This window comes from Cognatilysobacter lacus, assembly GCF_008274655.1.
GTDB classification, from domain to species: Bacteria; Pseudomonadota; Gammaproteobacteria; order Xanthomonadales; family Xanthomonadaceae; genus Cognatilysobacter; species Cognatilysobacter lacus.
This window is the reverse complement of the sequence record NZ_VTRV01000001.1, coordinates 1-24,212: the sequence shown is the minus strand read 5'-3', so window position 1 is coordinate 24,212 and position 24,212 is coordinate 1. Positions and strand designations below refer to the sequence as shown.

Annotated in this window: 18 protein-coding genes and 2 pseudogenes; 19 read left to right on the top strand and 1 reads right to left on the bottom strand. The window is 67.4% G+C overall.

The genetic code is table 11. The annotated features are described in order from the left end of the window. Nucleotides 1-5: 5 nt before the first annotated feature. The 17 genes and pseudogenes from nusA to FW784_RS00020 all read left to right on the top strand — a co-directional run bounded on the left by nusA (nt 6) and on the right by FW784_RS00020 (nt 22,512). Complete coding sequence (nusA, locus tag FW784_RS00095) at nt 6-1,517, top strand: transcription termination factor NusA (RefSeq protein WP_149351334.1); 1,512 nt, start codon at nt 6-8, stop codon at nt 1,515-1,517. Between the two features lie 125 nt (nt 1,518-1,642). Next, a pseudogene (locus FW784_RS14895) lies at nt 1,643-2,173 on the top strand (translation initiation factor IF-2); the annotation flags it as partial. 42 nt (nt 2,174-2,215) lie between these two features. Continuing rightward, nucleotides 2,216-4,231, top strand: a pseudogene (gene infB, locus FW784_RS00090) (translation initiation factor IF-2); the annotation flags it as partial. Continuing rightward, nucleotides 4,231-4,623 carry a 30S ribosome-binding factor RbfA gene (gene rbfA, locus FW784_RS00085; RefSeq protein WP_149351332.1) on the top strand — a complete coding sequence of 131 codons (393 nt, stop codon included), beginning with the start codon at nt 4,231-4,233 and terminating at the stop codon, nt 4,621-4,623. The pseudogene infB and the gene rbfA, both read left to right, overlap by 1 nt. Nucleotides 4,624-4,639: 16 nt before the next feature. Further along, nucleotides 4,640-5,623 carry a tRNA pseudouridine(55) synthase TruB gene (gene truB / locus FW784_RS00080; protein ID WP_268890864.1) on the top strand — a complete coding sequence of 328 codons (984 nt, stop codon included), beginning with the start codon at nt 4,640-4,642 and terminating at the stop codon, nt 5,621-5,623. 161 nt (nt 5,624-5,784) lie between these two features. Continuing rightward, nucleotides 5,785-6,045, top strand: a complete 261-nt coding sequence (rpsO, locus tag FW784_RS00075) for a 30S ribosomal protein S15 (RefSeq protein WP_149351330.1) — start codon at nt 5,785-5,787, stop codon at nt 6,043-6,045. A 117-nt stretch (nt 6,046-6,162) separates the two neighbouring features. Further along, nucleotides 6,163-8,271 (top strand): polyribonucleotide nucleotidyltransferase, encoded by a 2,109-nt coding sequence (gene pnp / locus FW784_RS00070; RefSeq protein ID WP_149351329.1) that lies wholly within the window; start codon nt 6,163-6,165, stop codon nt 8,269-8,271. Nucleotides 8,272-8,706: 435 nt separating this feature from the next. Beyond that, the gene (locus tag FW784_RS00065) at nt 8,707-9,321 is read left to right on the top strand and encodes a CDP-alcohol phosphatidyltransferase family protein (RefSeq protein ID WP_149351328.1); all 615 of its coding nucleotides are present in this window, start codon (nt 8,707-8,709) and stop codon (nt 9,319-9,321) included. Between the two features lie 51 nt (nt 9,322-9,372). Then, on the top strand, nt 9,373-10,413 hold the full coding sequence (gene phaE, locus FW784_RS00060) for a class III poly(R)-hydroxyalkanoic acid synthase subunit PhaE (RefSeq protein ID WP_149351327.1): 1,041 nt from the start codon (nt 9,373-9,375) through the stop codon (nt 10,411-10,413). After that, a complete protein-coding gene (locus FW784_RS00055; protein ID WP_149351326.1) occupies nt 10,413-11,507 on the top strand; it encodes a class III poly(R)-hydroxyalkanoic acid synthase subunit PhaC in 1,095 nt (364 codons plus the stop codon). The genes phaE and FW784_RS00055 overlap by 1 nt, the downstream gene beginning before the upstream one ends. Nucleotides 11,508-11,511: 4 nt before the next feature. Further along, nucleotides 11,512-13,863: an NAD-dependent DNA ligase LigA gene (ligA, locus tag FW784_RS00050; RefSeq protein WP_149351325.1), complete on the top strand. Its 2,352-nt coding sequence runs from the start codon at nt 11,512-11,514 to the stop codon at nt 13,861-13,863. Continuing rightward, nucleotides 13,860-14,843 carry an EF-P lysine aminoacylase EpmA gene (epmA, locus tag FW784_RS00045; protein WP_149351324.1) on the top strand — a complete coding sequence of 328 codons (984 nt, stop codon included), beginning with the start codon at nt 13,860-13,862 and terminating at the stop codon, nt 14,841-14,843. Before ligA ends, epmA begins: the two co-directional genes overlap by 4 nt. 95 nt (nt 14,844-14,938) lie before the next feature. Next, complete coding sequence (locus FW784_RS00040; protein ID WP_187770606.1) at nt 14,939-15,691, top strand: DUF3011 domain-containing protein; 753 nt, start codon at nt 14,939-14,941, stop codon at nt 15,689-15,691. A 38-nt stretch (nt 15,692-15,729) separates the two neighbouring features. Beyond that, entirely contained in the window at nt 15,730-16,785 is a 1,056-nt protein-coding gene (gene mtnA, locus FW784_RS00035) for an S-methyl-5-thioribose-1-phosphate isomerase (protein WP_149351322.1), read from the top strand. A 299-nt stretch (nt 16,786-17,084) separates the two neighbouring features. Then, nucleotides 17,085-19,778 (top strand): DNA gyrase subunit A, encoded by a 2,694-nt coding sequence (gyrA, locus tag FW784_RS00030; protein WP_149351321.1) that lies wholly within the window; start codon nt 17,085-17,087, stop codon nt 19,776-19,778. Between the two features lie 186 nt (nt 19,779-19,964). After that, the gene (locus FW784_RS00025; protein ID WP_149351320.1) at nt 19,965-21,212 is read left to right on the top strand and encodes a cyclic di-GMP phosphodiesterase; all 1,248 of its coding nucleotides are present in this window, start codon (nt 19,965-19,967) and stop codon (nt 21,210-21,212) included. A gap of 1 nt (nt 21,213) precedes the next feature. Further along, complete coding sequence (locus FW784_RS00020) at nt 21,214-22,512, top strand: putative bifunctional diguanylate cyclase/phosphodiesterase (protein ID WP_187770605.1); 1,299 nt, start codon at nt 21,214-21,216, stop codon at nt 22,510-22,512. A 54-nt stretch (nt 22,513-22,566) separates the two neighbouring features. Here the strand turns inward: FW784_RS00020 and FW784_RS00015 are convergent, their stop codons facing one another. Beyond that, on the bottom strand, nt 22,567-23,049 hold the full coding sequence (locus FW784_RS00015) for a peroxiredoxin (protein ID WP_149351318.1): 483 nt from the start codon (nt 23,047-23,049) through the stop codon (nt 22,567-22,569). Between the two features lie 132 nt (nt 23,050-23,181). Between FW784_RS00015 and FW784_RS00010 the strand changes: the two genes are divergently transcribed. Both FW784_RS00010 and FW784_RS00005 read left to right on the top strand, forming a co-directional pair. After that, nucleotides 23,182-23,676, top strand: a complete 495-nt coding sequence (locus FW784_RS00010; protein ID WP_149351317.1) for an Hsp20/alpha crystallin family protein — start codon at nt 23,182-23,184, stop codon at nt 23,674-23,676. Nucleotides 23,677-23,801: 125 nt separating this feature from the next. Then, on the top strand, nt 23,802-24,212 hold a 411-nt coding region (locus FW784_RS00005; RefSeq protein ID WP_149351316.1), incomplete at its 3' end, for a DnaJ domain-containing protein.

The following is a 24,212-nucleotide window of genomic DNA, read 5'->3' as shown; positions in this document are numbered from 1 at the left end:
TCGAGATGAGCAAGGAACTTCTGTTGGTCGTTGACGCGGTCGCCAATGAAAAGGGCGTGCCGCGCGACGTCATTTTCGAGGCGATCGAAGCGGCTCTCGCTTCCGCTGCGAAGAAGCGTTACCACGATGAGGACGTGCTCGTGCGCGTGGCGATCGACCGCAAGGACGGCAGCTACGAAACTTTCCGGCGCATGGAAGTGGTGGCCGATGACGTCGTGATGGAGTCGCCGGATCGCCAGCTGCGCCTGATGGACGCGATCGACGAGGTCGAAGGTGTCGAGGTCGGCGACTTCATCGAGGAGCAGGTCGAGAACGCCGAGTTCGGCCGCATCGCCGCGCAGGCCGCGAAGCAGGTCATCGTGCAGAAGGTGCGCGAGGCCGAGCGCCAGCAGGTCATCGACGCGTGGAAGGATCGCGTCGGCGAGCTCGTCACGGGCATCGTCAAGCGTGTCGAGCGCGGCAACATCTATGTCGACCTTGGCGGCAACGCCGAGGCGATCATCCCGAAGGACAAGGGCATTCCGCGCGACGTCGTGCGTACCGGCGACCGCGTGCGCGGCTACCTGTTCGACGTGCGCCCGGAGCCGCGCGGCCCGCAGATCTTCATCAGCCGCGCCGCGCCCGAATTCATGATGGAGCTGTTCAAGCTCGAAGTGCCGGAAGTCGGCCAGGGTCTCGTGACGATCCGCGCCTGCGCCCGTGATCCGGGCGACCGCGCGAAGATCGCGGTGCTTGCGCATGACAACCGCACCGACCCGATCGGCGCCTGCATCGGCATGCGCGGCTCTCGCGTGCAGGCCGTGAGCAACGAGCTCAACGGCGAGCGCGTCGACATCATCCTGTGGTCGGACAACCCGGCGCAGTTCGTCATCAATGCGATGGCGCCTGCGGAAGTGCAGTCGATCGTCGTCGACGAGGACAAGCACTCGATGGATCTGGCGGTCGCCGAGGAGCGCCTGGCGCAGGCGATCGGCAAGGGCGGCCAGAACGTGCGCCTTGCCAGCCGACTGACGGGCTGGCAGCTCAACGTCATGACGGCCGACCAGGTGCAGGCCAAGAGCGAGGCCGAGCAGGCGGTGTCGCGCGCCCTGTTCCAGGAAAAGCTCGAGGTCGACGAAGAGATCGCTGCAATCCTCGTCACCGAAGGCTTCAATACGGTCGAGGAAATCGCGTACGTCCCGGTGGGCGAGTTGCTCGCCATCGAGGGTTTCGACGAGGACATCGTGGAAGAGCTGCGCTCGCGTGCCCGCGACTCGCTGCTCAATGACGCGCTGGCCGAGGAAGAGTCGCTGGAGGGGCAGATGCCTGCCGAGGACCTGCTGGCGTTGGAAGGCATGGACGAGGAGACCGCGAATGCGCTCGCCGCCCATGGCATCCGCACCAGCGAGGGCCTTTCGGAGCTCGGCGCGGACGAAGTGGTCGAGTTCGGCATCGAAGGGCTGGATGAGCAGCGCGCCGCCGCGCTCATCCTGGCCGCTCGCGCCGAGGAGATCGCCCGGCTCGAGCGGGGCGAGTAAGACGTCCCACGGCCGCCGGGCATCGTCCGACGGCCGCTGGCCGGTGACCGGGATCGTTGCCGGGCCGCGCTAGAATTCAATGGATACGCGCGGCCCCGGCCGCGCCACGAGAACACGGAAACCGAATGTCGCAGCAAACCACGATTCGCAAACTCGCCGAGCTGGTCAATACGCCGGTCGAAAAGCTGCTGGTACAGCTGGCCGAGGCCGGCATGAAGTTCAGCGGCCCCGACCAGGTGGTGACGAGCATCGAGAAGGTGAAGCTGCTCGGCTTCCTGAAGCGCGCGCACGGCAAGGCCGACCCGGCCACGGCCGAGGCGGACGCCCCCGCGAAGATCACGCTCAACCGCAGCCGCAAGCAGGAAATCACCGTTGGCGGCGGCGGAAAGGCGAAGACCACGGTCGACGTCGTCGTGCGCAAGAAGGTCACGCTGCTCCGCGTGGACAACGGCACGGGCGCGCCGCCGACCGACGAGCGCAGCGAAGTCCTGCGCAAGCTCGAGGAATCGCGCCAGCGCAACCTCGACGAGCAGCAGCGCCTCGCCGAGTCCGACCGCCTGCGCGCCGAGCAGATCGAGCGCACGCGCCGCGAGGCCGCGGAAGCAGAGGCGGCGCGCCTGGAAGCCGAGCGCGTCGCCAAGGCAGCGTCCGAGCCCGAGGTCGAAGTGCGCAAGCCTGCGCCCGGTGGCCACGGCCGACCGGCACCCCGCGCCGCCGAGCCCGCCCGCGCTCCGGTACACGATGCGAAGCACAAGACGCGCGGCTCCCACGCGATGGTTGCCGGCCCCGAGGATGACGACCGGGCCAGCCGTTTTGCCGGCCAGATGCACCTCAGCGCCGCCGATCGTGCGCGCCGTGGCGCTGGCGCCGGCCGTGGCAAGCCGAAGGGCCCGGTTCGCCGGCAGTCCGACCAGTCCCGGACAGGCTCGGGCTTCATGCGTCCGACCGCCCCGGTGCGCCGCGAAGTCGCCATCGGCGAGACGATCACCGTCGCGGACCTCGCCCAGAAGCTCGCGCTCAAGGGCGGCGACGTCGTCAAGGCGCTCTTCAAGATGGGCGTGATGGTCACGATCAACCAGACCGTCGACCACGACACCGCGGTCCTTGTGACGGAGGAGCTGGGCCACGTAGCGGTCCGCGCCGAGGGCACCACGGCCGAAGACCTGCTGATCGCGCACGTCGAGGAAGGGCAGGGCGAGAAGGTGCCGCGTCCGCCGGTCGTTACGATCATGGGTCACGTCGACCACGGCAAGACGTCGCTGCTCGACTACATCCGCCGTACGAAGGTGGCGTCGGGCGAGGCGGGTGGCATCACCCAGCACATCGGCGCATACCACGTGCAGACGCCCAAGGGCGTCATCAGCTTCCTCGATACACCGGGCCACGCCGCGTTTTCGGCGATGCGTGCGCGTGGCGCCAAGCTCACCGACATCGTGGTGCTGGTGGTCGCCGCCGATGACGGCGTGATGCCGCAGACCATCGAAGCGATCCACCACGCGAAGGCGGCAGGCGTTCCGCTTGTCGTGGCGATCAACAAGATCGACAAGTCCGGCGCGGACCCGAGCCGCGTCAAGAACGAGCTGCTCGCGCACGACGTGGTCGCCGAGGAATTCGGCGGCGACACGCAGATGATCGAGCTGTCGGCCAAGACCGGTGACGGCGTCGACGACCTGCTCGACGCGCTCGGCCTCCAGGCCGAAGTGCTCGAACTGCGCGCAGTTCCGACCGGCCGCGCGAACGGCGTCGTCATCGAATCCTCGCTCGACAAGGGTCGCGGCCCGATCGCCACCGTTCTCGTGCAGGGCGGGCAGCTGCAGAAGGGCGACTACGTGGTCTGCGGCGTGCAGTACGGCCGCGTGCGCGCATTGTTCGACGAGACCGGGCAGCAGGTGCAGTCGGCGGGGCCGTCGATTCCTGTGCAGGTCCTGGGCCTCTCGGGCGTGCCGGACGCCGGCGACGACTTCGTGGTCGTCGAGGACGAACGCCTGGCGAAGGACGTCGCGCAGCAGCGTGACGCCAAGCGCCGCGAATCGCGCCTCGTGGCACAGCCGGGCAACCGGATGGAAGACATCCTCGCGCAGATGGGCGACGGTGCAACCCAGCAGACGCTCAACCTCGTCATCAAGGCGGACGTGCAGGGTTCCGTGCAGGCACTGCGCGATGCGCTTACCGGGCTGTCGAACGAGCAGATCCGCATCAACGTCATCGGCGGCGGGGTCGGCGGAATCACCGAATCCGACGCCCAGCTGGCGGCTACTTCGAAGGCCACGATCATCGGTTTCAACGTGCGCGCCGACGCTTCGGCACGCAAGGTCATCGAGAACCAGGGCGTCGACCTTCGCTACTTCTCGATCATCTATGACGTCATCGACCAGGTGAAGCAGATCGCGTCGGGTGTCCTCGGCGTCGAAATCCGCGAAGAGATCATCGGCACGGCCGAGGTTCGCGACGTGTTCCGTTCGTCGAAGTTCGGCGCCGTCGCCGGCTCCATGGTCATCGAAGGCGTCATTCGACGCGGCAAGCCGATTCGCGTGCTGCGCCAGGACACGGTCATCTTCGAGGGCGAACTCGAATCGCTGCGTCGTTTCAAGGAAAACGTGGACGAAGTGCGCAACGGCACCGAGTGCGGTATCGGCGTCAAGGCGTACAACGACGTCAAGGCCGGTGACAAGATCGAGTGCTTCGAGCGCATCGAAGTCCAGCGCACGCTCTGATGCCGTCCAAGAGCTTCCATCGGACCGACCGCGTTGGCGCCCAGTTGCGGCGGGAACTCGGCACGCTCGTGCACGAAGCCGTGCGCGAGCACGGCCTGCCGTCCGTCAGCGTTTCGGATGTCGAGATCACCCGCGACATGGCGCATGCGAAGGTTTTCGTCACGGCGCTGCAGCCCGAGCGAGCGGACGAGGCGGTCAAGGGGCTCAAGGATGTGTCCAAGCAGATCCGCTACGAGCTGGGCAGGGCCATGAAGCTCCGCCACGTGCCGGAGCTGCATTTCCATTACGACGCGTCGTTCGATCGCGGCGAACGCATCGACCAGCTGCTCCAGGCGAATCCGGCGCTCGATGTCGCGCCGGACGCGGATTCGAACGCACCGGGCGAAGCCTGATCCCGGGCGGCCTGGAGTGAAGGGCAGCACGCGGTTCCGCAGCGTCGACGGCATCCTTCTGCTCGACAAGCCTGCGGGCATGAGTTCCAACCAGGCGCTGCAGCGCGTGCGGCATCTTTTCCGCGCCAGCAAGGCCGGGCATACCGGCAGCCTGGATCCGCTCGCGACGGGCCTGTTGCCCATCTGCTTCGGCGAAGCAACGAAGATCGCCGGCCTGCTTCTCGGCTCTCGAAAGGCTTACGACACAATCGCGCGGCTGGGCGCCACGACCGATACCGACGACGCCGACGGCGCCGTGCTGCGCGAGCGACCGGTCCCTGCGCTGGACGACGCGACGCTCACCAACGCGCTCGCAACCTTCCACGGGCGCATCCGCCAACGCGCACCGATCTATTCGGCACTCAAGCAGGGCGGCGAGCGGCTGTATGCGATGGCACGCCGCGGTGACGCGGTCGAGGCGCCCGAGCGCGACGTCGAGGTCGATGCGTTCCGCCTTGTCGAGCGGAACGGCGACTCGTTGCGCCTGCACGTCGAATGCGGTTCCGGCACCTATGTCCGCAGCCTGGTGCGCGACCTGGGTGAATTGCTCGGCTGCGGGGCGCATGTCGTCGAGTTGCGTCGACTCTGGGTGGATCCTTTCCGCGCCCCGGTCATGCTGAGTCTCGACGAGATCGCGGCGCTCGCCGAGGATGCGGACGCCCTGGACAGCCGCTTGCTGTCGATCGATGCCGCCCTGGCGCATTTTCCGCAGCGCGTGCTGGACGCGGAAACGAGCCGGCGCTTCGGGCACGGCCAGACCGTGGCTGATCCCGCGCCCGCAGAGGCCGCGGCAACCGCGGGCGCGCCCGCCGCCGGGCAGTCGAGCGCGAGCAACAATGCGTCGCCCGATCTCGTGCTGGTCCGCTCGGACGCCGGCGGCCTGCTGGGGCTCGCATCATCACAGTCCGGCTTGCTGCGACCAAAGCGCCTATTCGCCTGGGCGTCGGCACCTACCGCCTAGCGGCCGCGCGTGTTTTCGCCTTGTTGGCTGCGACACCCGACAGCTACAATACGCGCGCCTTCGGGCACCCTTCATAGCCAACCGGCGGCCCATGCGGTACGTCGGCCCGGACAAGTCCGTCGCCGATCGTGTCTGCAGGTTCCGCGTCTCAAGGAAAATAGATGTCCATCGATACCTCCAAGGTCATCAGCGAACACGCTCGTGGCGATAACGACACCGGTTCGCCGGAAGTACAGGTTGCCTTGCTGACCGCTCGCATCGAGCAGCTTTCCGGGCACTTCAAGCTTCACAAGCAGGACCACCACTCGCGTCGCGGCCTGCTGCAGATGGTCAACCGCCGCCGCAGCCTGCTCGATTACCTGAAGCGCAAAGACAACGAGCGCTACAAGGCACTGATCGAGAAGCTCGGTCTGCGCCGCTAAGAGAGATACCCGCCGCGGCGCAGTGATGCGCCGCGGTTTGTTTTTGGGGCACGTCGTGCCCACCGCGCGGGCAGGGGCCTTTCGCGGATCGCACCAAGAGACGAAGGAATTCAAAACGTGGCGAAAATTACCAAGACGTTCCAGTACGGCGCACACCAGGTCAGCCTGGAAACGGGCGAAATCGCTCGCCAGGCAGGCGGCGCCGTCATGGTCTCGTGCGAGGGCACCGTGCTGCTGGTCAGCGCCGTCGCCAACAAGACCGCGCGCGAAGGCCAGGACTTCTTTCCCCTGACGGTCGACTATCAGGAGAAGTTCTACGCCGGCGGACGCATTCCCGGTGGCTTCTTCAAACGCGAAGGTCGGCAGACCGAGAAGGAAACGCTGATCTCGCGCCTGATCGACCGCCCGATCCGTCCGCTCTTCCCGGATGGTTTCCGCAACGAAGTGCAGATCATCGCCACCGTGATGTCGATGAACCCGGAAGTCGACGGTGACATCCTGGCGCTGCTCGGCGCGTCCGCCGCGCTGTCGTTGTCGGGTGCGCCGTTCGACGGCCCGATCGGCGCCGCGAAGGTCGGTTACAAGGATGGCCAGTACCTGCTCAACCCGACCAAGACCGAGCTCGTCGATTCCAAGCTCGAGCTCGTCGTCGCCGGCACCGCCGCCGCCGTGCTGATGGTGGAGTCGGAAGCGCAGGAGCTGTCGGAAGACGTGATGCTCGGCGCGGTGATGTTCGGTCACCAGCAGATGCAGGTGGCGATCGAAGCGATCAATGCACTCGTCGCCGAAGCCGGCAAGCCGAAGTGGACGTGGTCCGCGCCGGAAGCAAATCAGGAGATGGTCACGGCGCTGAAGGCTGCGATCGGCGATCGCCTGACGCAGGCGTTCTCGGTGCGCGACAAGCTGGAGCGGAAGGACGCCATCTCCGCGCTCAAGAAGGACGTCATCGCGTCGCTTGCGGCGCAGTGCGAAGCCAACGGCTGGAAGCCCGCCGACCTCTCCAAGGAGTTCGGCGAGTTCGAATACCAGACCATGCGCGACGCGGTGCTCGCCACCAAGGTCCGCATCGACGGTCGCGCGCTGGATACGGTTCGTCCGATCCAGTCACGCGTCGGCATCCTGCCGCGCGTGCACGGCTCGTCGCTCTTCACCCGCGGTGAAACGCAGGCAATCGTGGCGGTAACGCTCGGTACCGCGCGCGACGGCCAGATCATCGATGCCGTCGGTGGCGAGTACAAGGATCACTTCCTGTTCCACTACAACTTCCCGCCCTACTCGGTCGGTGAAGCCGGTCGCATGATGGGCCCGAAGCGTCGCGAGATCGGCCATGGCCGCCTCGCCAAGCGCGGCGTACTTGCCGTGATGCCGACGATGGAATCGTTCCCGTACACCATCCGCGTCGTATCGGAGATCACCGAGTCGAACGGTTCGTCGTCGATGGCGTCGGTCTGCGGTTCGTCGCTCGCGCTGATGGACGCCGGCGTGCCGATCAAGGCGCCGGTCGCGGGTATCGCGATGGGCCTGGTGAAGGAGGGCGACAACTTCGTCGTGCTCTCCGACATCCTCGGTGACGAGGATCACCTCGGCGACATGGACTTCAAGGTGGCCGGTACCAGCAACGGTATCTCCGCGCTGCAGATGGACATCAAGATCCAGGGCATCACCGAGGAAATCATGAAGGCCGCGCTCGCCCAGGCGAAGCAGGGCCGTCTGCACATCCTCGGCGAGATGTCGAACGCGCTCAGCACGTCGCGCACCGAGCTCAGCGAGTTCGCGCCGCGCCTGATCACGATCAAGATCCATCCCGACAAGATCCGCGAAGTGATCGGCAAGGGCGGTTCGGTGATCCAGGCGATCACCAAGGAAACCGGCACGCAGATCGACATCCAGGACGACGGCACGATCACCATCGCATCGGTGAACGCGGTGGCGGGCCAGGCGGCGAAGGCGCGCATCGAGCAGATCACGTCCGACGTCGAGCCGGGCCGCATCTACGAAGGCAAGGTCGCCAAGCTGATGGACTTCGGTGCGTTCGTGACGATCTCTCCCGGCAAGGACGGCCTCGTCCACGTGTCGCAGATCTCCAACGATCGCGTCGAGAAGGTCAGCGACGTGCTCAAGGAAGGCGACATCGTCAAGGTCAAGGTGCTGGAAGTCGACAAGCAGGGCCGCATCCGCCTGTCGATGAAGGCAGTCGAGGAGGGCGAGGGCGCCGCGGCCGAGTAATTCGCCGCGAAGTCTTCGCTATTCGGAAAGAGGCGAGCTCCGGCTCGCCTTTTTCTTTGCGCGACAGTTTTGCTGCAGGTGTCCGCGGTTTTGCGCTCATCGTCCTGTCATGGAGGATCAGTGGCCGAGCGTCGGCCCCGGTGCAGGCCTCGCGACGGCAGCGCAACGCGATCGCGCCGATGGCGGCAACTGCATGTCGTCGATGCGAAACGGAGGCCCTCGCATGCCGCGGGTTGGCTTTGCGCTGCGCCGGGGCGGCCCGCCGCAAACCCGATCGCACCAACCCTCGACCGATCCAATGGGCGCCGGGACGCTCCAAGAGCCCGTCCCGAATTACCGTGGCCTGGCAGCCGCTGCCAGCAGAGCGGACGACTCCTGTTGCGCGCATCACGCCTTGTTTGGCAGGCTCCTCGCCACAAGCAGCCGGAGCCCGACATGAAGCGCCATTTCTCGATGCTCCGCGAATTCCACCTCGCCGACTGGTTCACGCTCGCGAATGCGTTCTGCGGCACCGGGGCCATCTTCGCGGCGATGCGTTTTCTCCAGGAAGGCGTGGTCCGCGACCTGCTCACCGGCATGGCCCTGATCCCGCTCGCCTTCATCTTCGACGCGCTGGACGGCCGCGTGGCGCGCTGGCGCAAGTCGGCGTCGACGCTCGGTCGCGAACTCGATTCGCTCGCGGACGTGATCTCGTTCGGCGTGGCGCCCGCGGCGCTCGCCTACGCCTGCGGCCTGCAGGGCGGCTGGGACTGGGTGGTTCTCAGCTGGTTCGTCGGCTGCGGCGTCAGCCGGCTGGCGCGCTACAACGTCACCGCCGAGCAGCTCGCGGGCGACGGCGACAAGGTGCCGTACTTCGAGGGCACGCCCATTCCAACAAGTCTCGTGCTGGTGATCGTGCTGGCGCTTGCGGCCATGCGAGGTGCGCTGGGACGCGACGTGTGGCTCGGCGTCGTCCAGCTGGGCCCGTGGCAGTTGCATCCTCTCGTGCTGCTGTTCGCGCTGTCGGGCTCGCTGATGATCAGCAAGACGCTGCGCATCCCGAAGCCCTGACAGGGCACGCACGCCGGTTCGCTATCATCGGCTTCCTGCCGGAGTGACCCAATGTCGACATCGCCTTTCAACGCTGCGGGCTTTGGCATTCCCGCGTTCGATCCCGCCCAGTTCGAGCGTTTCGGGCGCCAGTGGTTCGCCGCGATGTCGCCGCAGCAACCGGCTGCGCCTGATCCGTTCGCATGGTGGAAACCGGCCGCGCCTGCAGCGCCGCAGGCAATCGATCCGACCGTGTTGGCGCAGCAGTGGATGGCCCAGATGCAGCAGGTCGCCGCGCAATTCAGCGGCGGCGCGGCGCAGCCGGCGGACATTGCCGCCGCGTGGCGCTCCATGCTGGGCGACAACCCGCTGGCGCAGGCTTCCGCGGCAGGCGCCTTCATGCCGGCGTCCTTCATGCCGCCCGGCATGGGAGGCGGGGCACGTGGCCCGCTGGACATGCCCGCGTTCGGTTTCACGCGCGAGCACCAGGAACGTGCGCAGGCACTCGCGAAGGCGGGCGCGGAATTCCAGCAGGCGTCGCAGGCATTCAACGCCGTGATCGCGGAAGCCGGTCAGGCTGCATTCGCGCGCTTCGAATCCCTGCTCGCCAAGCGCGGCAGTGACCACAAGCCCGTCGACACCGCGCGGGGGCTCTTCGATCTCTGGATCGACGCCGCCGAGGACGCGTACGCCGACGTCGCCACCGGCGAGCGCTTCCAGAAGGCGTTCGGCGACTTCGTCAACGCGCAGATGCGGGTGCGGGCCGCGATGCAGCAGGAGATGGAACTTGCCGGCGCGCAAATGGGAATTCCCGGTCGGTCGGAAGTGGACGCCGCGCATCGCAAGATCGCTGGCCTGGAGCGCGATGTGGCCCGGTTGCGATCCGCGGTCGATGCGCTGACGCCGCGCGCCGCGCCGCAAGCAACAGCCGGCAAACCGGCACCGAAACCAGGCTCTTCGAGACAGCAGGCGCCTGGGCGCAGCGCCCCGAAGACCGCCGCGGCGAAGCCGGCCACTTCAAAACCGCCCGCGTCGAAGCCGGCGAAGTCGAAGCCCGCCGCATCGAAGGCTCGCGCGTCCGAGACCCCGATTCGCAAGGCCGATAAACGCTGATGGACGCCAAGCAAGGATCGCCGATCGACATCGGCCTCGACGCGCTCGCACGCGAGGCCATGCAGGTGCAGTCGCGCTTGCGCAAGGGCGTCGAAACGCTCGCCTCGCTCGACCCGATCGAGATCGGTGCGAGCCAGCGTGACGAAGTCTGGCGCGACGGCAAGGTGGCGCTGTACCGCTTCCGCAGGGAAGGGGTCGAACCGTCGGAACACGTGCCGCTGCTCATCGCCTACGCGCTGGTGAACCGCCCGTACATGGTCGACCTGCAGAGCGACAAATCCATCGTGCGCGGGCTGCTCGAGCGCGGGCAGGACGTCTACATCATCGACTGGGGCTACCCGGACCGTTCCGATCGCTACCTGACGCTCGAGGATTACATCGAGCGCTTCCTCGGCGGCGCAGTCGACCATCTGCGCCGGGCGCACGACGTCGATGCGGTGAACCTGCTCGGCATCTGCCAGGGCGGCGTGTTCTCGCTTTGCTATGCCGCGCTCAACCCGGCGAAGGTACGCAACCTCGTCACGATGGTGACGCCGGTCGATTTCCACACGCCCGACAACATGCTGGCCGGATGGGCGCGACAGCTCGACGTTGACCTGATGGTCGACACGCTAGGCAACGTGCCGGCGGACGTCATGAACTGGTGCTACCTCACGCTCAAGCCGTATCGCCTGCTGGTGCAGAAGTACGTCGGGCTGGTGGACATCCTCGAAGACAAGCGCGCACTCGAAGATTTCCTGCGCATGGAGACGTGGATCTTCGATTCGCCGGACCTTGCCGGCGAGGCCTTCCGCGAGTTCATCAAGCAGTTCTACCAGCGCAACGGGCTGGTCGAAGGCGCCGTGCGCATCGGCGAACGCGAGGTCTCGCTGCGCCGGATCGACATGCCGGTGCTGAACATCTACGCGGAGCAGGATCACCTCGTGCCGCCGTCCGCATCGAAGCCTTTGCGCGGTCTCGTCGGCACGAAGGACTACAGCGAAGTGTCTTTCCGTGGCGGCCACATCGGCATCTATGTCTCCGGACGCGCGCAGCGTGATATTCCGCAAGGCATCCACGACTGGCTGTCCAAGCGTTCGGGCGACGCGCGCTGACCGCATGCTCCAGCCTGCCGCGCGCGTCGAACAGCTGCGTCGCCTGATCGCCGAGGCGAACCACCGCTACTACGTTCTCGACGACCCGGGAATCCCGGATGCCGACTACGACCGCCTGATGCGCGAGCTCGAAGCGCTCGAAGCCGCGCATCCGGACCTGGCTTCGGACGTATCCCCTACTCGGCGTGTTGGTTCCGCGCCGGCTGGCGCCTTCGCGCAGGTGGTGCATTCGGTACCGATGCTGTCGCTGTCCAACGCCTTCGAGGACGGCGAAGTGGCGGACTTCGTGCGTCGCATCGAGCAGACGCTCGACGTGCGCGACCCCGCATTCTCCGCCGAGCCCAAGCTTGACGGGCTTGCCATCAGCCTTCGCTACGAAGACGGGCAGCTGGCAGTGGCGGCTACGCGCGGAGACGGCGCGACGGGCGAGGACGTAACCGCCAACGCGCGAACGATCCGCACGATTCCCTTGCACCTGCTGGGCAAGGGCTGGCCCGCCGTGCTCGAGGTGCGGGGCGAAGTATTCATGCCGATCGCGGCGTTCAACGACTACAACGCGCGCGTGCTCGCCGAAGGCGGCCGCCCGCTCGCCAATCCGCGCAATGGCGCGGCGGGCTCGCTGCGGCAACTCGATCCTCGCATTACCGCGCAACGTCCGCTCGCGTTCTACGCGTATGCCGTCGGTGCGGTTGAAGGCGGCGAGTTGCCGGATACGCATTCCCAAACTCTGGCGCGCCTGCGCAGCTGGGGCTTCCCAGTGAGTGCGGAAAACCGCGTCGTCCGCGGCGTCGACGGTCTGCTCGGCTACTACCGCGCCACCGCCGAGCGCCGTGGACACCTTCCGTTCGACATCGACGGTGTCGTCTACAAGCTCGACGATTACGCGTTCCAGCGCGAGATGGGCTTCGTGTCGCGTGCCCCGCGCTGGGCGATCGCGCACAAGTTTCCGGCGCAGGAGCAGTCGACGCTGTTGGAATCGATCGAGATCCAGATCGGGCGCACCGGCGCGGTGACCCCGGTCGCGAGGCTGCGGCCGGTGCAGGTTGCGGGCGTCGTGGTCACCAGCGCGACCTTGCACAACGCCGACCAGGTCGCGCGACTCGACGTGCGCGCGGGCGACACCGTGATCGTGCGGCGTGCGGGCGACGTGATTCCGGAAGTCGTGCGCGTCGTGGAATCGGAACGGCCCGCCGGCGCGCAACCGTGGGCGATGCCGTCGACGTGCCCCGTCTGCGGCTCGGAGATCGTACGGGAGGAGGGCGAGGCCGCCTGGCGCTGTTCCGGCGAGCTCGCGTGCCCGGCGCAACGCAAGGAGGCTGTGCGTCATTTCGCGTCGCGGCGCGCGATGGATATCGAAGGCCTCGGTGACCGGATCGTCGAGGACCTGTGCGACCTGGGCTATGTCCGCGAAGTAGGCGACCTGTACGCGCTGACGCTGGACGACCTGCTGGCGATGAAGCGCGAGGTCGACGCGCGCGACGTCGAGCGCGATGCCGGCGACGCCGGCAAGCCACGCGGCAAGGTCGCGACGCGCTGGGCCGAGAACCTGCTCGCGTCGATCGATCGCAGCCGGGACACCACGCTGGAGCGCCTGCTGTTCGCACTCGGCATCGAACACGTCGGCGAGAGCACCGCGAAGGCACTGGCCGCGTGGTTCGGCTCGCTCGAACTCGTCCGGCGCCTACCGTGGCCCCTGTTCAAATCCGTGCCTGACATCGGCGGCGAAGTGGCGCGTGCGCTGGGCCACTTCTTCGACCAGCCGGGCAACCAGGCCGTGATCGACACGCTGCTGTCGCGCGGCGTGCATCCGAACGACGAGCACGCCCCGTCGCCCAGGCTGCGCGAGCATCTCGACGTCGCGACGGTCCTCGTACATCTGGAGATTCCCAAGGTCACCCGGCTGCGCGCCGAGCAGATCGCCCAGGCCGTCGAGCCCGACCGGCTGCCAAAGGTGGACGCCGGCGCGCTAGCCGCGGCCGAGGTTCCCGCGGCAGTAGCCGAGGCGTTGACCGGGTGGCGCACAGACGACGGCAACGCCGCGCTTCTGCAGTCCGTGCTTCGCGCACGCAAACGCGTGCTGGCCGCCGTTCCGGAAGAGGCATCGCAGCCGGCCGGCCCGCTCGACGGCCAGACCGTCGTGCTGACCGGCTCGCTGTCCACGATGACGCGCGAACAGGCAGGTTCGAAACTGCAGGCGCTCGGCGCGAAGATCGCGGGAAGCGTGTCGAGCAAGACGTCGTTCGTGGTCGCGGGCGAAGCGGCGGGATCGAAGCTCGACAAGGCGACGTCGCTCGGCGTAGAGGTTTGGGACGAGGCACGCCTGTCGGCCTTTCTCGCCAAGCACCCGCTCCCATGAGCCACGCACAGGCAAACTGGCGTCCGAGTGCGTCGCTTGACGCGTTGCGCCTTCGGGCTTCGGTGAACCGCCGCATCCGCGAGTTCATGGCCGAGCGCGACGTGCTCGAGGTCGAATCGCCGGTGCTGTCGCGTTCGGGCACGACCGATCCGAATATCGAATCGTTCCACGTCGATTTCAGCGGCCGTACCGACGGCGGTTCACGACGGCGATGGCTGCGAACCTCGCCCGAGTTCGCGCTCAAGCGCCTGCTCGCATCGGGTGTCGGGGACTGCTACGAACTCGGCCGCGTCTTCCGCGACGGCGAAGCCGGCGGCCGTCACAATCCGGAATTCACGATGCTGGAGTGGTATCGCGTCGGTATCGACCACATGGCGGTCGCGCGCGAGGTGGTCGAACTCATCGCAGCGTGCCTGGCGCTGGTCGGCCGACACGCCAGCGTCTGCGAGATCACGTACGGCGCGCTGTACGTCGCGCATCTGGGCGTCGACCCGCACCGTGCATCCATCGATGAACTGCGCGCGGCGATGGGCGACGTTCGGATCGACCCGGAAGGGCTGACGCGCGACGACTGGCTCGACCTGCTGATGACGCATCGCATCCAGCCGACGTTTCGCAACGACACCCTCCACATCGTTCACGACTACCCCGCGTCCCAGTGCGCACTCGCGCGCGTGCGCGGCGGCGAACCGCCGGTGGCGCAGAGGTTCGAGGTCTATCTCGGGCCGCTGGAACTGGCAAACGGTTATTTCGAGTTGCTCGATGGTGCCGAACAGGCGAGGCGTTTCGATGCCGATATCGAGCGCCGCGCCGCGCGCAGCGGCCCGTTCGTACCGCGCGACGAGTTCCTGCTGGCAGCCATGGCGTCCGGCATGCCGTCCTGTGCAGGCGTCGCGGTGGGTGTCGACCGCCTGCTGATGGCGTTGCTGGGCACCACGCGCATTGCCGACGTGCTGGCCTTCGATTTCGCACGCGCATGACGCCACGTGAACGGTTCTACGCGGGCCCCGCTCCAGATCGCCTGCGTTCACGTCGTGCGGCTACAGTCGGTAGGCGGCTTGGCAGGGGATCGGACATGCGGACGGCGGTGAAGGTGGCTGGCATGGTGGCGGTGCTCGGCCTTGCGCCGGGCGCGAGCGCCGCCGGCGATGTACCGCCGGACGGCCGCCCCCTGCGCTGCGAGTCCTCCGATGGCAAGACGCGCGAGTGTTCGGTGGATGCAACGGGGGGCGCGCGCCTGCTTCGCCAGTTGTCGCAGGCACCGTGCATCGAAGGTCGCACCTGGGGCCGCATGCGTCGTTCGATCTGGGTGACGCAGGGCTGTCGTGCCGTGTTCCTCGCGTTCCCCGCCGACGGCCGCCGCGGCTACGGCGTCAACTACGGTTATGGCAATGGTGGCCGCATCGGGCAGTCGCTCAAGTGCGCCTCCGAAGACGGCCGCTGGAAGCATTGCAGCGCCGACACGCGTGGCGGCGTCGACGTGGTGCGGCAGATGTCGAGGAACCAGTGTATCCGCGGCCAGTCATGGGGCATCGATCGCTCGGGCGTGTGGGTCAACGGCGGTTGCCGCGCGGAATTCCGCCTCGGCGGCCGCGACGACGATGAATCGCCGGTCGAACCCGCTCGTTTTCGCTGCGAGTCGGACGACGGCAAGCCGCGCAGCTGCGGTGCGGTGGGTCGCGGCGGTGTCAGGTTGATCAAGCAGCTTTCGCATGCGGACTGCGTGCAGGGTCGGAGCTGGGGCGTGGCACGCGGGGCTGTGTGGGTCGACCAGGGCTGCCGTGCCGAGTTCGAAGTGACCGATGGCGTGAGCGACGGCCGCTGGTAGCGACCAGTGCACGGCGCCCGTGCCCGTAGAATGCGCGCATGGATTCCGACTTCGACTTCGACCGTTACGACCGCGTCCGTCCGATCCGCTGGACGGGCGACACGCTCGACCTGCTCGACCAGCGCAAGCTTCCGTTCGCGGTGGAGTACGTGCACTGCGCGGATTACCGGGCGGTCGCCGACGCCATTGCCAATCTCACCGTGCGCGGAGCACCCGCAATCGGCATCGCGGCGGCGTGGGGCGCTGTTCTTGCCGCGAACGATGTCGAAGCCGACGATGGCCGCGCGGCGCTCGAAGCGCTCGAGCCTCGCCTGGCGACGTTGAACGCCGCACGCCCGACGGCCGTGAACCTTGCCTGGGCGCTCGCGCGCATGCGTCGCGCACTCCTTGGCGCGGGCGCGGATTGGCGCCGTGCGCTGCAGCGCGAGGCGCACGCGATCGCCACCGAGGACCTGGCCGCCAACCGGCGGATGGGCGCGCTCGGTGCCGCGCTGATCGAACCGGGCAGCCAGGTGCTCACGCACTGCAACACCGGCTCGCTGGCGACGGCCGGCTTCGGCACGGCGCTTGGCGTCATTCGCGCGGGCGTCGCGCAAGGTCGCATCGACAAGGTCTACGCGGGCGAGACTCGGCCGTGGCTGCAGGGCGCGCGATTGACGGTGTGGGAGCTGCAGCAGGACGGCATCATGCCGACTCTGATCGCGGACGCCGCGGCGGCCCACCTGATGCGCACCGGTGCGGTGCAGTGGGTGATCGTCGGCGCCGACCGCATCTGCGCGAACGGCGACACCGCCAACAAGATCGGCACCTACCAGCTCGCCATCGCCGCCCGCCACCACGGCGTGCGCTTCATGGTGGTGGCTCCGTCGTCCACCGTAGATCTGGACACGCCCGACGGCGATGCGATCCATATCGAGGAGCGCGAACCGAGCGAACTGCTGCATATCGCAGGGGTGCGCACGGCCGCCAATGAAATCGAGGCGTGGAACCCGGTGTTCGATGTCACGCCCCATTCGCTGGTCGACGTCATCGTCACCGAGAAGGGCGTGATCACCCGGCCCGATGCGGCCGCGATGCGCGCAGCGTTCGGCTGAGACCGCCTGGGCGGCCTGCTTCGCGGGAGTGCGATCGGCTCTAACAACGCAGCGGCGCGGAACGGCGGCGGACCGCGTTCAAACGCGGCCTCGACGGCGGCATGCTCGAGGCACGAAGCCCGCCATGTTCCACGCGTAAGTCATTGTTTTAAGTCCGGAAAACGCGTGCTTCCGGCGTCCGCGCGTGGTACCATTTCGGCTCTCAAGGACAGCCTTGCTTAGGCGACTTGCGCCCGGTGCGAAAGCCCCGGGTCGGCAGCCGCTTCGGTAGGTGCGTCCCAGCCTCAAACGGAATCCCGATGACGGAACTCGCTCGCGAAATCATCCCGGTCAACCTCGAAGACGAGATGCGCCGCAGTTACCTCGATTACGCGATGAGCGTGATCGTCGGTCGCGCGCTGCCGGACGTGCGCGACGGCCTCAAGCCGGTCCATCGCCGCGTGCTCTTCGCGATGCACGAGCTGGGTGCGCACAGCAACAGGCCGTACTACAAGTCCGCGCGAATCGTCGGCGACGTCATCGGCAAATACCACCCGCACGGCGACACCGCGGTGTACGACACGCTCGTGCGCATGGCGCAGCCGTTCTCGCTGCGCTACATGCTGGTGGACGGGCAGGGCAACTTCGGCTCGATCGACGGCGACTCCGCGGCGGCGATGCGTTACACCGAAGCGCGCATGTCGCGCATCGCGCACGAGCTGATGGCGGACATCGATAAGGAGACCGTCGACTTCCAGCCCAACTACGACGAGAAGGAACTCGAGCCCACCGTCATGCCGACGCGTGTGCCGAACCTGCTGATCAACGGCTCCGCCGGTATCGCGGTCGGCATGGCGACTAACATTCCGCCGCACAACCTCAACGAAGTCATCGACGCGACGATCGCGTTCATCGACAACCCCGAGATCGATGTCGAAGGCCTGATGGAGTTCATCCCGGGGCCGGACTTCCCCACCGCGGGCATCATCAACGGCACCGCCGGCATCGTCGCCGCGTATCGCACGGGCCGTGGTCGCGTTCGCATGCGCGCGCGCGCCGGCATCGAGACGATGGACAACGGCCGCGAGGCCGTGATCGTCACCGAGATTCCGTACCAGGTGAACAAGGCGCGGCTGATCGAGAAGATCGCCGAGCTGGTGAAGGAAAAGCGCCTCGAAGGCATCAGCGAACTGCGCGACGAGTCCGACAAGGACGGCATGCGCATCTACATCGAGGTCAAGCGCGGCGAGTCCGCCGAAGTCGTGCTCAACAACCTCTATCAGCAGACGCAGATGGAGTCGGTGTTCAGCATCAACATGGTCGCGTTGGTCGACGGCCGCCCGCGCCTGCTCAACCTGCGCGAGATCATCGACGCGTTCGTGCGCCACCGCCGAGAAGTGGTCACGCGCCGCACCATCTTCGACCTGCGCAAGGCGCGTGCGCGTGCGCACATCCTCGAAGGCCTCACTGTCGCGCTCGCCAACATCGACGAGATGATCGAGCTGATCCGCACGTCGGCCAATCCGGTCGAGGCGCGCGAGCGCATGCTGGCCCGCACCTGGACGCCGGGCCTAGTGAGCACGCTGCTCGCGGCGGCGGGCGCGGATTCGTCGCGGCCGGACGACCTGCCGTCGGGCGTCGGCCTTGTCGACGAAAACGGGGCGCAGCGCTACCAGCTCACCGAGACACAGGCGCAGCAGATCCTCGAAATGCGCCTGCATCGCCTGACCGGGCTCGAGCAGGACAAGCTCACCGACGAATACCGCGCGCTGCTGGAGTCGATCCGCGCGCTGATCGAAATCCTGGTCAATCCGGATCGCCTGCGCGAAGTCATCCGTACCGAACTGCTCGACCTCAAATCAGAATTCGGCGACGCGCGTCGCAGTGAAATCCGGCCGAGCGAAGAAGACTTCGACATCCTCGACCTGATCGCGCCGGAAGACGTGGTGGTGACGCTCTCGCATTCGGGCTACGCCAAGCGCCAGCCTGTCGCCGCCTATCGCGCGCAGAAGCGCGGCGGTCGCGGTCGCAACGCCGCCAAGACGAAAGACGAAGACTTCATCGACAACCTGTGGCTGGTCAACACGCACGACACGCTGTTGACGTTCACCAGCAGCGGTCGCGTGTTCTGGTTGCCCGTGCACCAGCTGCCGGAGGCCGGCGCGACGTCGCGTGGGCGCCCGATCATCAACTGGATTCCCTTGGAAGCCGGCGAGCAGGTCCAGGCCGTCGTGCCTGTGCGCGAGTACGCGGAGGGCAAGTTCGTGTTCTTCGCCACCCGCAACGGCACCGTCAAGAAGACGCCGCTGACCGAGTTCTCGTTCCGCCTGCAGCGCGGCAAGATCGCGATTTCGCTCGACGACGGCGACGCGCTGGTCAATGCCGAACTTACCGATGGCACGCGCGACATCATGATGTTCGCCAGCAACGGCAAGGGCGTGCGTTTCTCCGAGTCTGCGGTGCGCCCGATGGGCCGAACCGCCACCGGCGTGCGCGGCATGCGCCTGGCCGAAGGCGAGGGCGACGCGGACGGGGCGAAGGTCGTCAGCCTGATCGTGGTCGAGGGCAACGGCGACGTGCTCACCGCGAGCGAGCGGGGCTACGGCAAGCGCACGCCGCTCGACGAGTACCCGCGCAAGGGTCGCGGTACGCAGGGCGTCATCGCGTTGAAGACGACGGACCGAAACGGCGAGCTCGTGGGCGCGATCCAGCTCAGTGACCACCACGAGGTGCTGTTGATCTCGGATCGCGGTACGCTCGTGCGTACGCGGGCCTCGGAGATCTCGCAGGTCAGCCGCAACACCCAGGGCGTCACGCTGATCAAGCTCGGCGCTGACGAGTGCCTGCAGGCGATCGAGCGAATCGACGTCTCGCTGGAAGAGGAGGACGAGATGCTCAGCGGTTCCGTGGTTCCGGTAGACCTCGACGATGCAGGCATCGATCCCGAGGTGCTGGGCGTCGCGGGGCCGGACCCCGATGCGTCGCTCGATCCGGCGCAGGATGATCCGGCCTGACGGTTCAAGCGTAATGCCACGACGCCGCCCCCGGGCGGCGTCCTCGCGAGCGGGCGCTGGAAACCTAAAGCCGGCTCGCCGCGGGCCGATAAACCGGCCTGGTGGACCCGATGCATTGCCTATGACCCGACACTGCCACGCTCGGACGGCCGTGACACTGTCAGCAGCCGCGGCCGGTTACGCGCGGTGCTGATCGGCCCCGCCCCGGCGAAGGGACGCCAGACGCTGCTGATCAGGGTCGATGGGCTGCGGCCCGGCATGTTCGTCGCCGAGCTCGACCGCCCCTGGCTCGGCACGGGCTTCCCACTCGAGGGCGTGAGGCTCGGCACCGCCGCCGACGTCCGCCGCATCCAGGCGATGTGCCGCCACGTGCGCGTCGACACGCTGCGTGGAGTCGAGCCGGCGTTGCATTACGTCGTGCAGGAGGAACCGCCGCCGGCCACGACGCCCGCGAAACCCGCGCCGTTCCGCGGCCTGCTGTCGCGGGTGTTCGGCGCTGAAGTCGCAGCGGCACAGGCCGCGCACACGGGCCTTGAAACGGACGTGCGCGAGGTGATGGACGGACTGCGCGACGGCGGCAAGCTCGACGCCGATCGCCTCCGCGAAGGCGTCGACACCATGCTCGACTCGATCACGCGCAATCCCGGTGCGCTGCCGTGGGTGCTGGAGATGCGTCGGAAGGGCGACTACATCTACCAGCACGGCCTGGCGTGCTCGATCTGGGCAGCGGCGTTCGGCCGACACCTGGGCTTCGAGCGTGAGGATCTGCGTGACCTGGCGCTCGGTGCCCTGCTGTGCGACGTGGGCAAGGTGCGCCTGTCCGGCGAACTGCTCTCCAAGACCGGGCGCGTCACAGCGGAAGAATTGGGCCAGCTGCGCTCGCACGTGGCCGAGAGCCGGCGAATCGTGGCCGAGACGCGCGGACTGTCGCCAATGGTCGCGCGCATCGTCGAGCACCATCACGAGCGTCACGACGGCTCGGGCTATCCGGGCGCGCTGCGTGGCAACGCGATCCCCATGCCCGCGCGCATCGCAGGGCTCGTGGACAGTTTCGACGCCATGGTCAGCCAACGCCCCTACGCCGACAGCCGCTCGCCGCACCAGGCGGTGATGGAGCTCTACCAGGCGCGCGACCGGCTCTTCCAGGCCGAACTCGTCGAACAGTTCATACGGACCTGCGGCGTTTATCCCACCGGCACGCTCGTCGAGCTGACCGACGGCAGCGTCGGCGTGGTGATGTCGGTCAACACGCTCAAGCGCCTTCGTCCGACGGTGATGTTGTTGCTAGACGCCAGCAAACGGCCACTCGACGACTTTCGTCTGGTGGACCTGGCGGAAGTGCTCGACGACGCCGATGGCGAGCCTCTGAACGTTCGCGGCGGCCTGCCGCAAGGTGCCTACGGCATCGATCGCGCAGCGCTGTTCCTGGACTGACGTGGCCGCCGACGACGAACTCACCGGGCTGCGCGGGCGCCGAGATTTCCTGTCGCTGCTGGGCCGGCAGGTTGTGCATGCGAGCGAGAACCGCGCGTCGGTCGCGCTCGTCGTGGTCGACATCGATGGGTTCGCCGAGATAAACGGCGTCCATGGCTATGCGCTCGGGGATCGCCTGCTCGCGCATCTCGCGCGACAACTCCAGTCGGTGCTTCGTCCGCAGGATTACGCCGCGCGCATCGGCGACAACCGCTTCGCGCTGATCTTCAGTAACGTGCTCAATGCAGGGCACGTCGAGCTGGCGGTGCAGAAGCTGTTCCGCCTGCTGGACACGCCGGTGGAGGCCGGCGCGGCGCGCCTGCACGTGCCGGTCACGCTCGGCGTCGCGCTTTGCCCGCGGCACGCCACGCATTCGGAATTCCTGCTGCGCCGCGCCGAAGCCGCATTGATGCGCGCACGGAGGCTCGGTGCCCGCCATGCGTTCGCTCCGGACACTGGCGCCGACCTCGACATCTCGGATCAGTGGGATCTCGAAATGCAGCTCGGTACTGCCATCGAACGCGGCGAAATGTTACTTGCCTACCAGCCGAAGGTATCCGCGAGCACGCTGCAGCCGGTTGGCGCCGAGGCACTGATGCGTTGGAACAGCGGCACGCGCGGCGCCATCTCGCCGGATGTGTTCATCCCCGTCGCCGAACGCATCGGCCACATCAAGAAGCTCACGGTGTGGGCGCTCAACACGTCGCTGCGTCATGCATCGCAGTGGACCGTGCCGTGCGGGCGGCCGTCGGTGTCGGTCAACATCCCGGGCGTGCTCGCGACGCAGCCCGACCTGCCGGAACTGGTGGAGGACGCGCTGCGGCTATGGGGCGACGGGGTCCAGCTGGTGCTGGAGATCACCGAAGGTTCGCTGATGGATGCGGCCGTCGCGTTCCCGATCCTGCAGCGCGTGCGTGCGATGGGCGTGCAGATCTCGATCGACGACTTCGGCACCGGCTACTCGTGCCTCTCGTATTTCCGCAATATCCCGGCCGACGAGCTGAAGATCGACCGCTCCTTCGTGACCGGCCTGCTGACCGATCCGGCGTACGCCGACATCATCCGTTTCGTCGTCGACCTGGCGCATCGATTCGGCCTGTCCGTGGCAGCCGAAGGCGTCGAGGACGAGGCGACCTCGGACCGGCTGCGTGAACTCGGCTGCGATGTGTTGCAGGGATTCCTGTTCGGGCGCCCCGTCCCGAATGCCGAGGTGCAGGCGTGGCTGACTGCACAGCAGCCGGTGTTCGTGGCGCGCGGCTGAGGCCGCAAGCCAGCCGCCGGGGAGCGTGCGAGCCTGCGGCCCCGCCGGAGGCCATCAGCCGGCGATCGCTTCCAGCATGTGCTCCGCCGTGGATACGCGGAACTCGCCCGGCGCTTCTACGAACAGCTGCTTCACCGCGCCGTCCTGGATGAGCATTGCGAAACGCTTGGAGCGGATACCCATCCCGTAGGCCGAAGCGTCGAGTTCAAGGCCCAGCGCGCGCGCGAGTTCCGCATTGCCGTCGGCGACCATGCGCATGCCGTCCGGCACGCCGGCGCTCTTCATCCACGCCTGCATCACGAACGGGTCGTTCACCGCCATGCAGGCGACGTCATAGCCCTGGCGGCGGAACTCGTCGAAGTGCTGCACGAAACCCGGCAGGTGCTGCTCCGAGCAGGTGGGCGTGAATGCGCCCGGCACCGCGAACAACACGGTCTTGCCGGTTCCGAACAGGGACACCGTGTCGGTCTTCTCGATGCCCTTCGGCGTGATCTGCTGGACCACGACTTCGGGGATGCTCTGGCCGGTCTGGATCATGGGGGTGCTCCTGTGTGATGTATGCGGCGAGTTTACGCGGCGCCTGCGCGATGGACGGGTCTTGAAATCCGCGGCGCAGCCATCAGTTTCGGCCACGCGGCAGCCCGCCGCATTCCTGACACGGAGGCACGCATGAACCTGACGAACTATCCGCAGCAGCGCGGCGGCCAGCCGCAGGCGCAGGACGAGCTGAAGCAGCTTTTCGAGCGCTTCTTCAACTTCGGCGAGAACACGGGCGACGACTCGTCGGTGGTCACCAGCCAATGGATTCCGCGTGTCGACATCGTCGAGGAACCCAGCCGCTTCGTGCTGTTCGCCGACCTGCCGGGCGTGCAACCGTCGGAGGTCGAGGTGCTGATGGACAAGGGCATCCTCTCGATCCGCGGTGAGCGGCGCAGTGCGGTCGACGCGCAGTCGAGCCGCTACTCGCGCGTCGAGCGGCGCTACGGCAGCTTTCACCGCCGCTTTGCACTTCCCGACAGCGCCGACCCCGAGCGCATCACCGCCGAGGGCCACGACGGCGTGCTGCAGGTCAGCATCCCCAAGCGCCCGGAAACCACGCCCCGTCGCATCCAGGTGGGTGGCAACGGGCGTGACGCGCAAGCGGGCGAGGGCACCCGGCAGTAGGCGGCACACCCGCGTGACCCATCGCTGATCGGCTGCCGCGCACGCCGCCGTCGCTGGCTTGAAATTACACTTACGGCCCGTCGGCACTGCCGCGGGCCGTTTTCTTTCGACCCATGGAGCGTCGAATGCAGTTCAAGGACTACTACGAGACGCTGGGCGTCGAACCGACGGCTGGCGACGCGGAAATCAAGACGGCGTACCGCCGGCTGGCGCGCAAGTACCACCCCGACGTCAGCAAGGAGAAGGACGCCGAAGCGCGCTTCAAGGCCGTCAACGAGGCCTACGAGGCGTTGCGTGACCCGCCCAAGCGCAAGGCGTACGACCAGCTCCGTTCCCGCGGCTATCGCCCCGGCGATGACGTGCAGCCCGGCCCGCAGGACTTCGGCGGCTTCGGTGGCGGTGGCGTCGATTTCGAGGAGATCTTCGCCGGCGGCGGCGCTGCCGGCGGCTTCAGCGACTTCTTCGAGGGACTGTTCGGCCAGGCGCGCCGCGGCGGTGGTAGGCCCGGCCCGGGCCCGTCGATGGGCCGTGGCCCG

Coding starts and splice junctions, on each gene's coding strand:
- mtnA (WP_149351322.1), top strand. CDS start 15,730: ATGGATTCCGACTTCGACTTCGACCGTTACGACCGCGTCCGTCCGATC.
- FW784_RS00040 (WP_187770606.1), top strand. CDS start 14,939: ATGCGGACGGCGGTGAAGGTGGCTGGCATGGTGGCGGTGCTCGGCCTT.
- phaE (WP_149351327.1), top strand. CDS start 9,373: ATGTCGACATCGCCTTTCAACGCTGCGGGCTTTGGCATTCCCGCGTTC.
- FW784_RS00010 (WP_149351317.1), top strand. CDS start 23,182: ATGAACCTGACGAACTATCCGCAGCAGCGCGGCGGCCAGCCGCAGGCG.
- epmA (WP_149351324.1), top strand. CDS start 13,860: ATGAGCCACGCACAGGCAAACTGGCGTCCGAGTGCGTCGCTTGACGCG.
- nusA (WP_149351334.1), top strand. CDS start 6: ATGAGCAAGGAACTTCTGTTGGTCGTTGACGCGGTCGCCAATGAAAAG.
- ligA (WP_149351325.1), top strand. CDS start 11,512: ATGCTCCAGCCTGCCGCGCGCGTCGAACAGCTGCGTCGCCTGATCGCC.
- gyrA (WP_149351321.1), top strand. CDS start 17,085: ATGACGGAACTCGCTCGCGAAATCATCCCGGTCAACCTCGAAGACGAG.
- rbfA (WP_149351332.1), top strand. CDS start 4,231: ATGCCGTCCAAGAGCTTCCATCGGACCGACCGCGTTGGCGCCCAGTTG.
- FW784_RS00015 (WP_149351318.1), bottom strand. CDS start 23,049: ATGATCCAGACCGGCCAGAGCATCCCCGAAGTCGTGGTCCAGCAGATC.
- rpsO (WP_149351330.1), top strand. CDS start 5,785: ATGTCCATCGATACCTCCAAGGTCATCAGCGAACACGCTCGTGGCGAT.
- FW784_RS00065 (WP_149351328.1), top strand. CDS start 8,707: ATGAAGCGCCATTTCTCGATGCTCCGCGAATTCCACCTCGCCGACTGG.
- FW784_RS00055 (WP_149351326.1), top strand. CDS start 10,413: ATGGACGCCAAGCAAGGATCGCCGATCGACATCGGCCTCGACGCGCTC.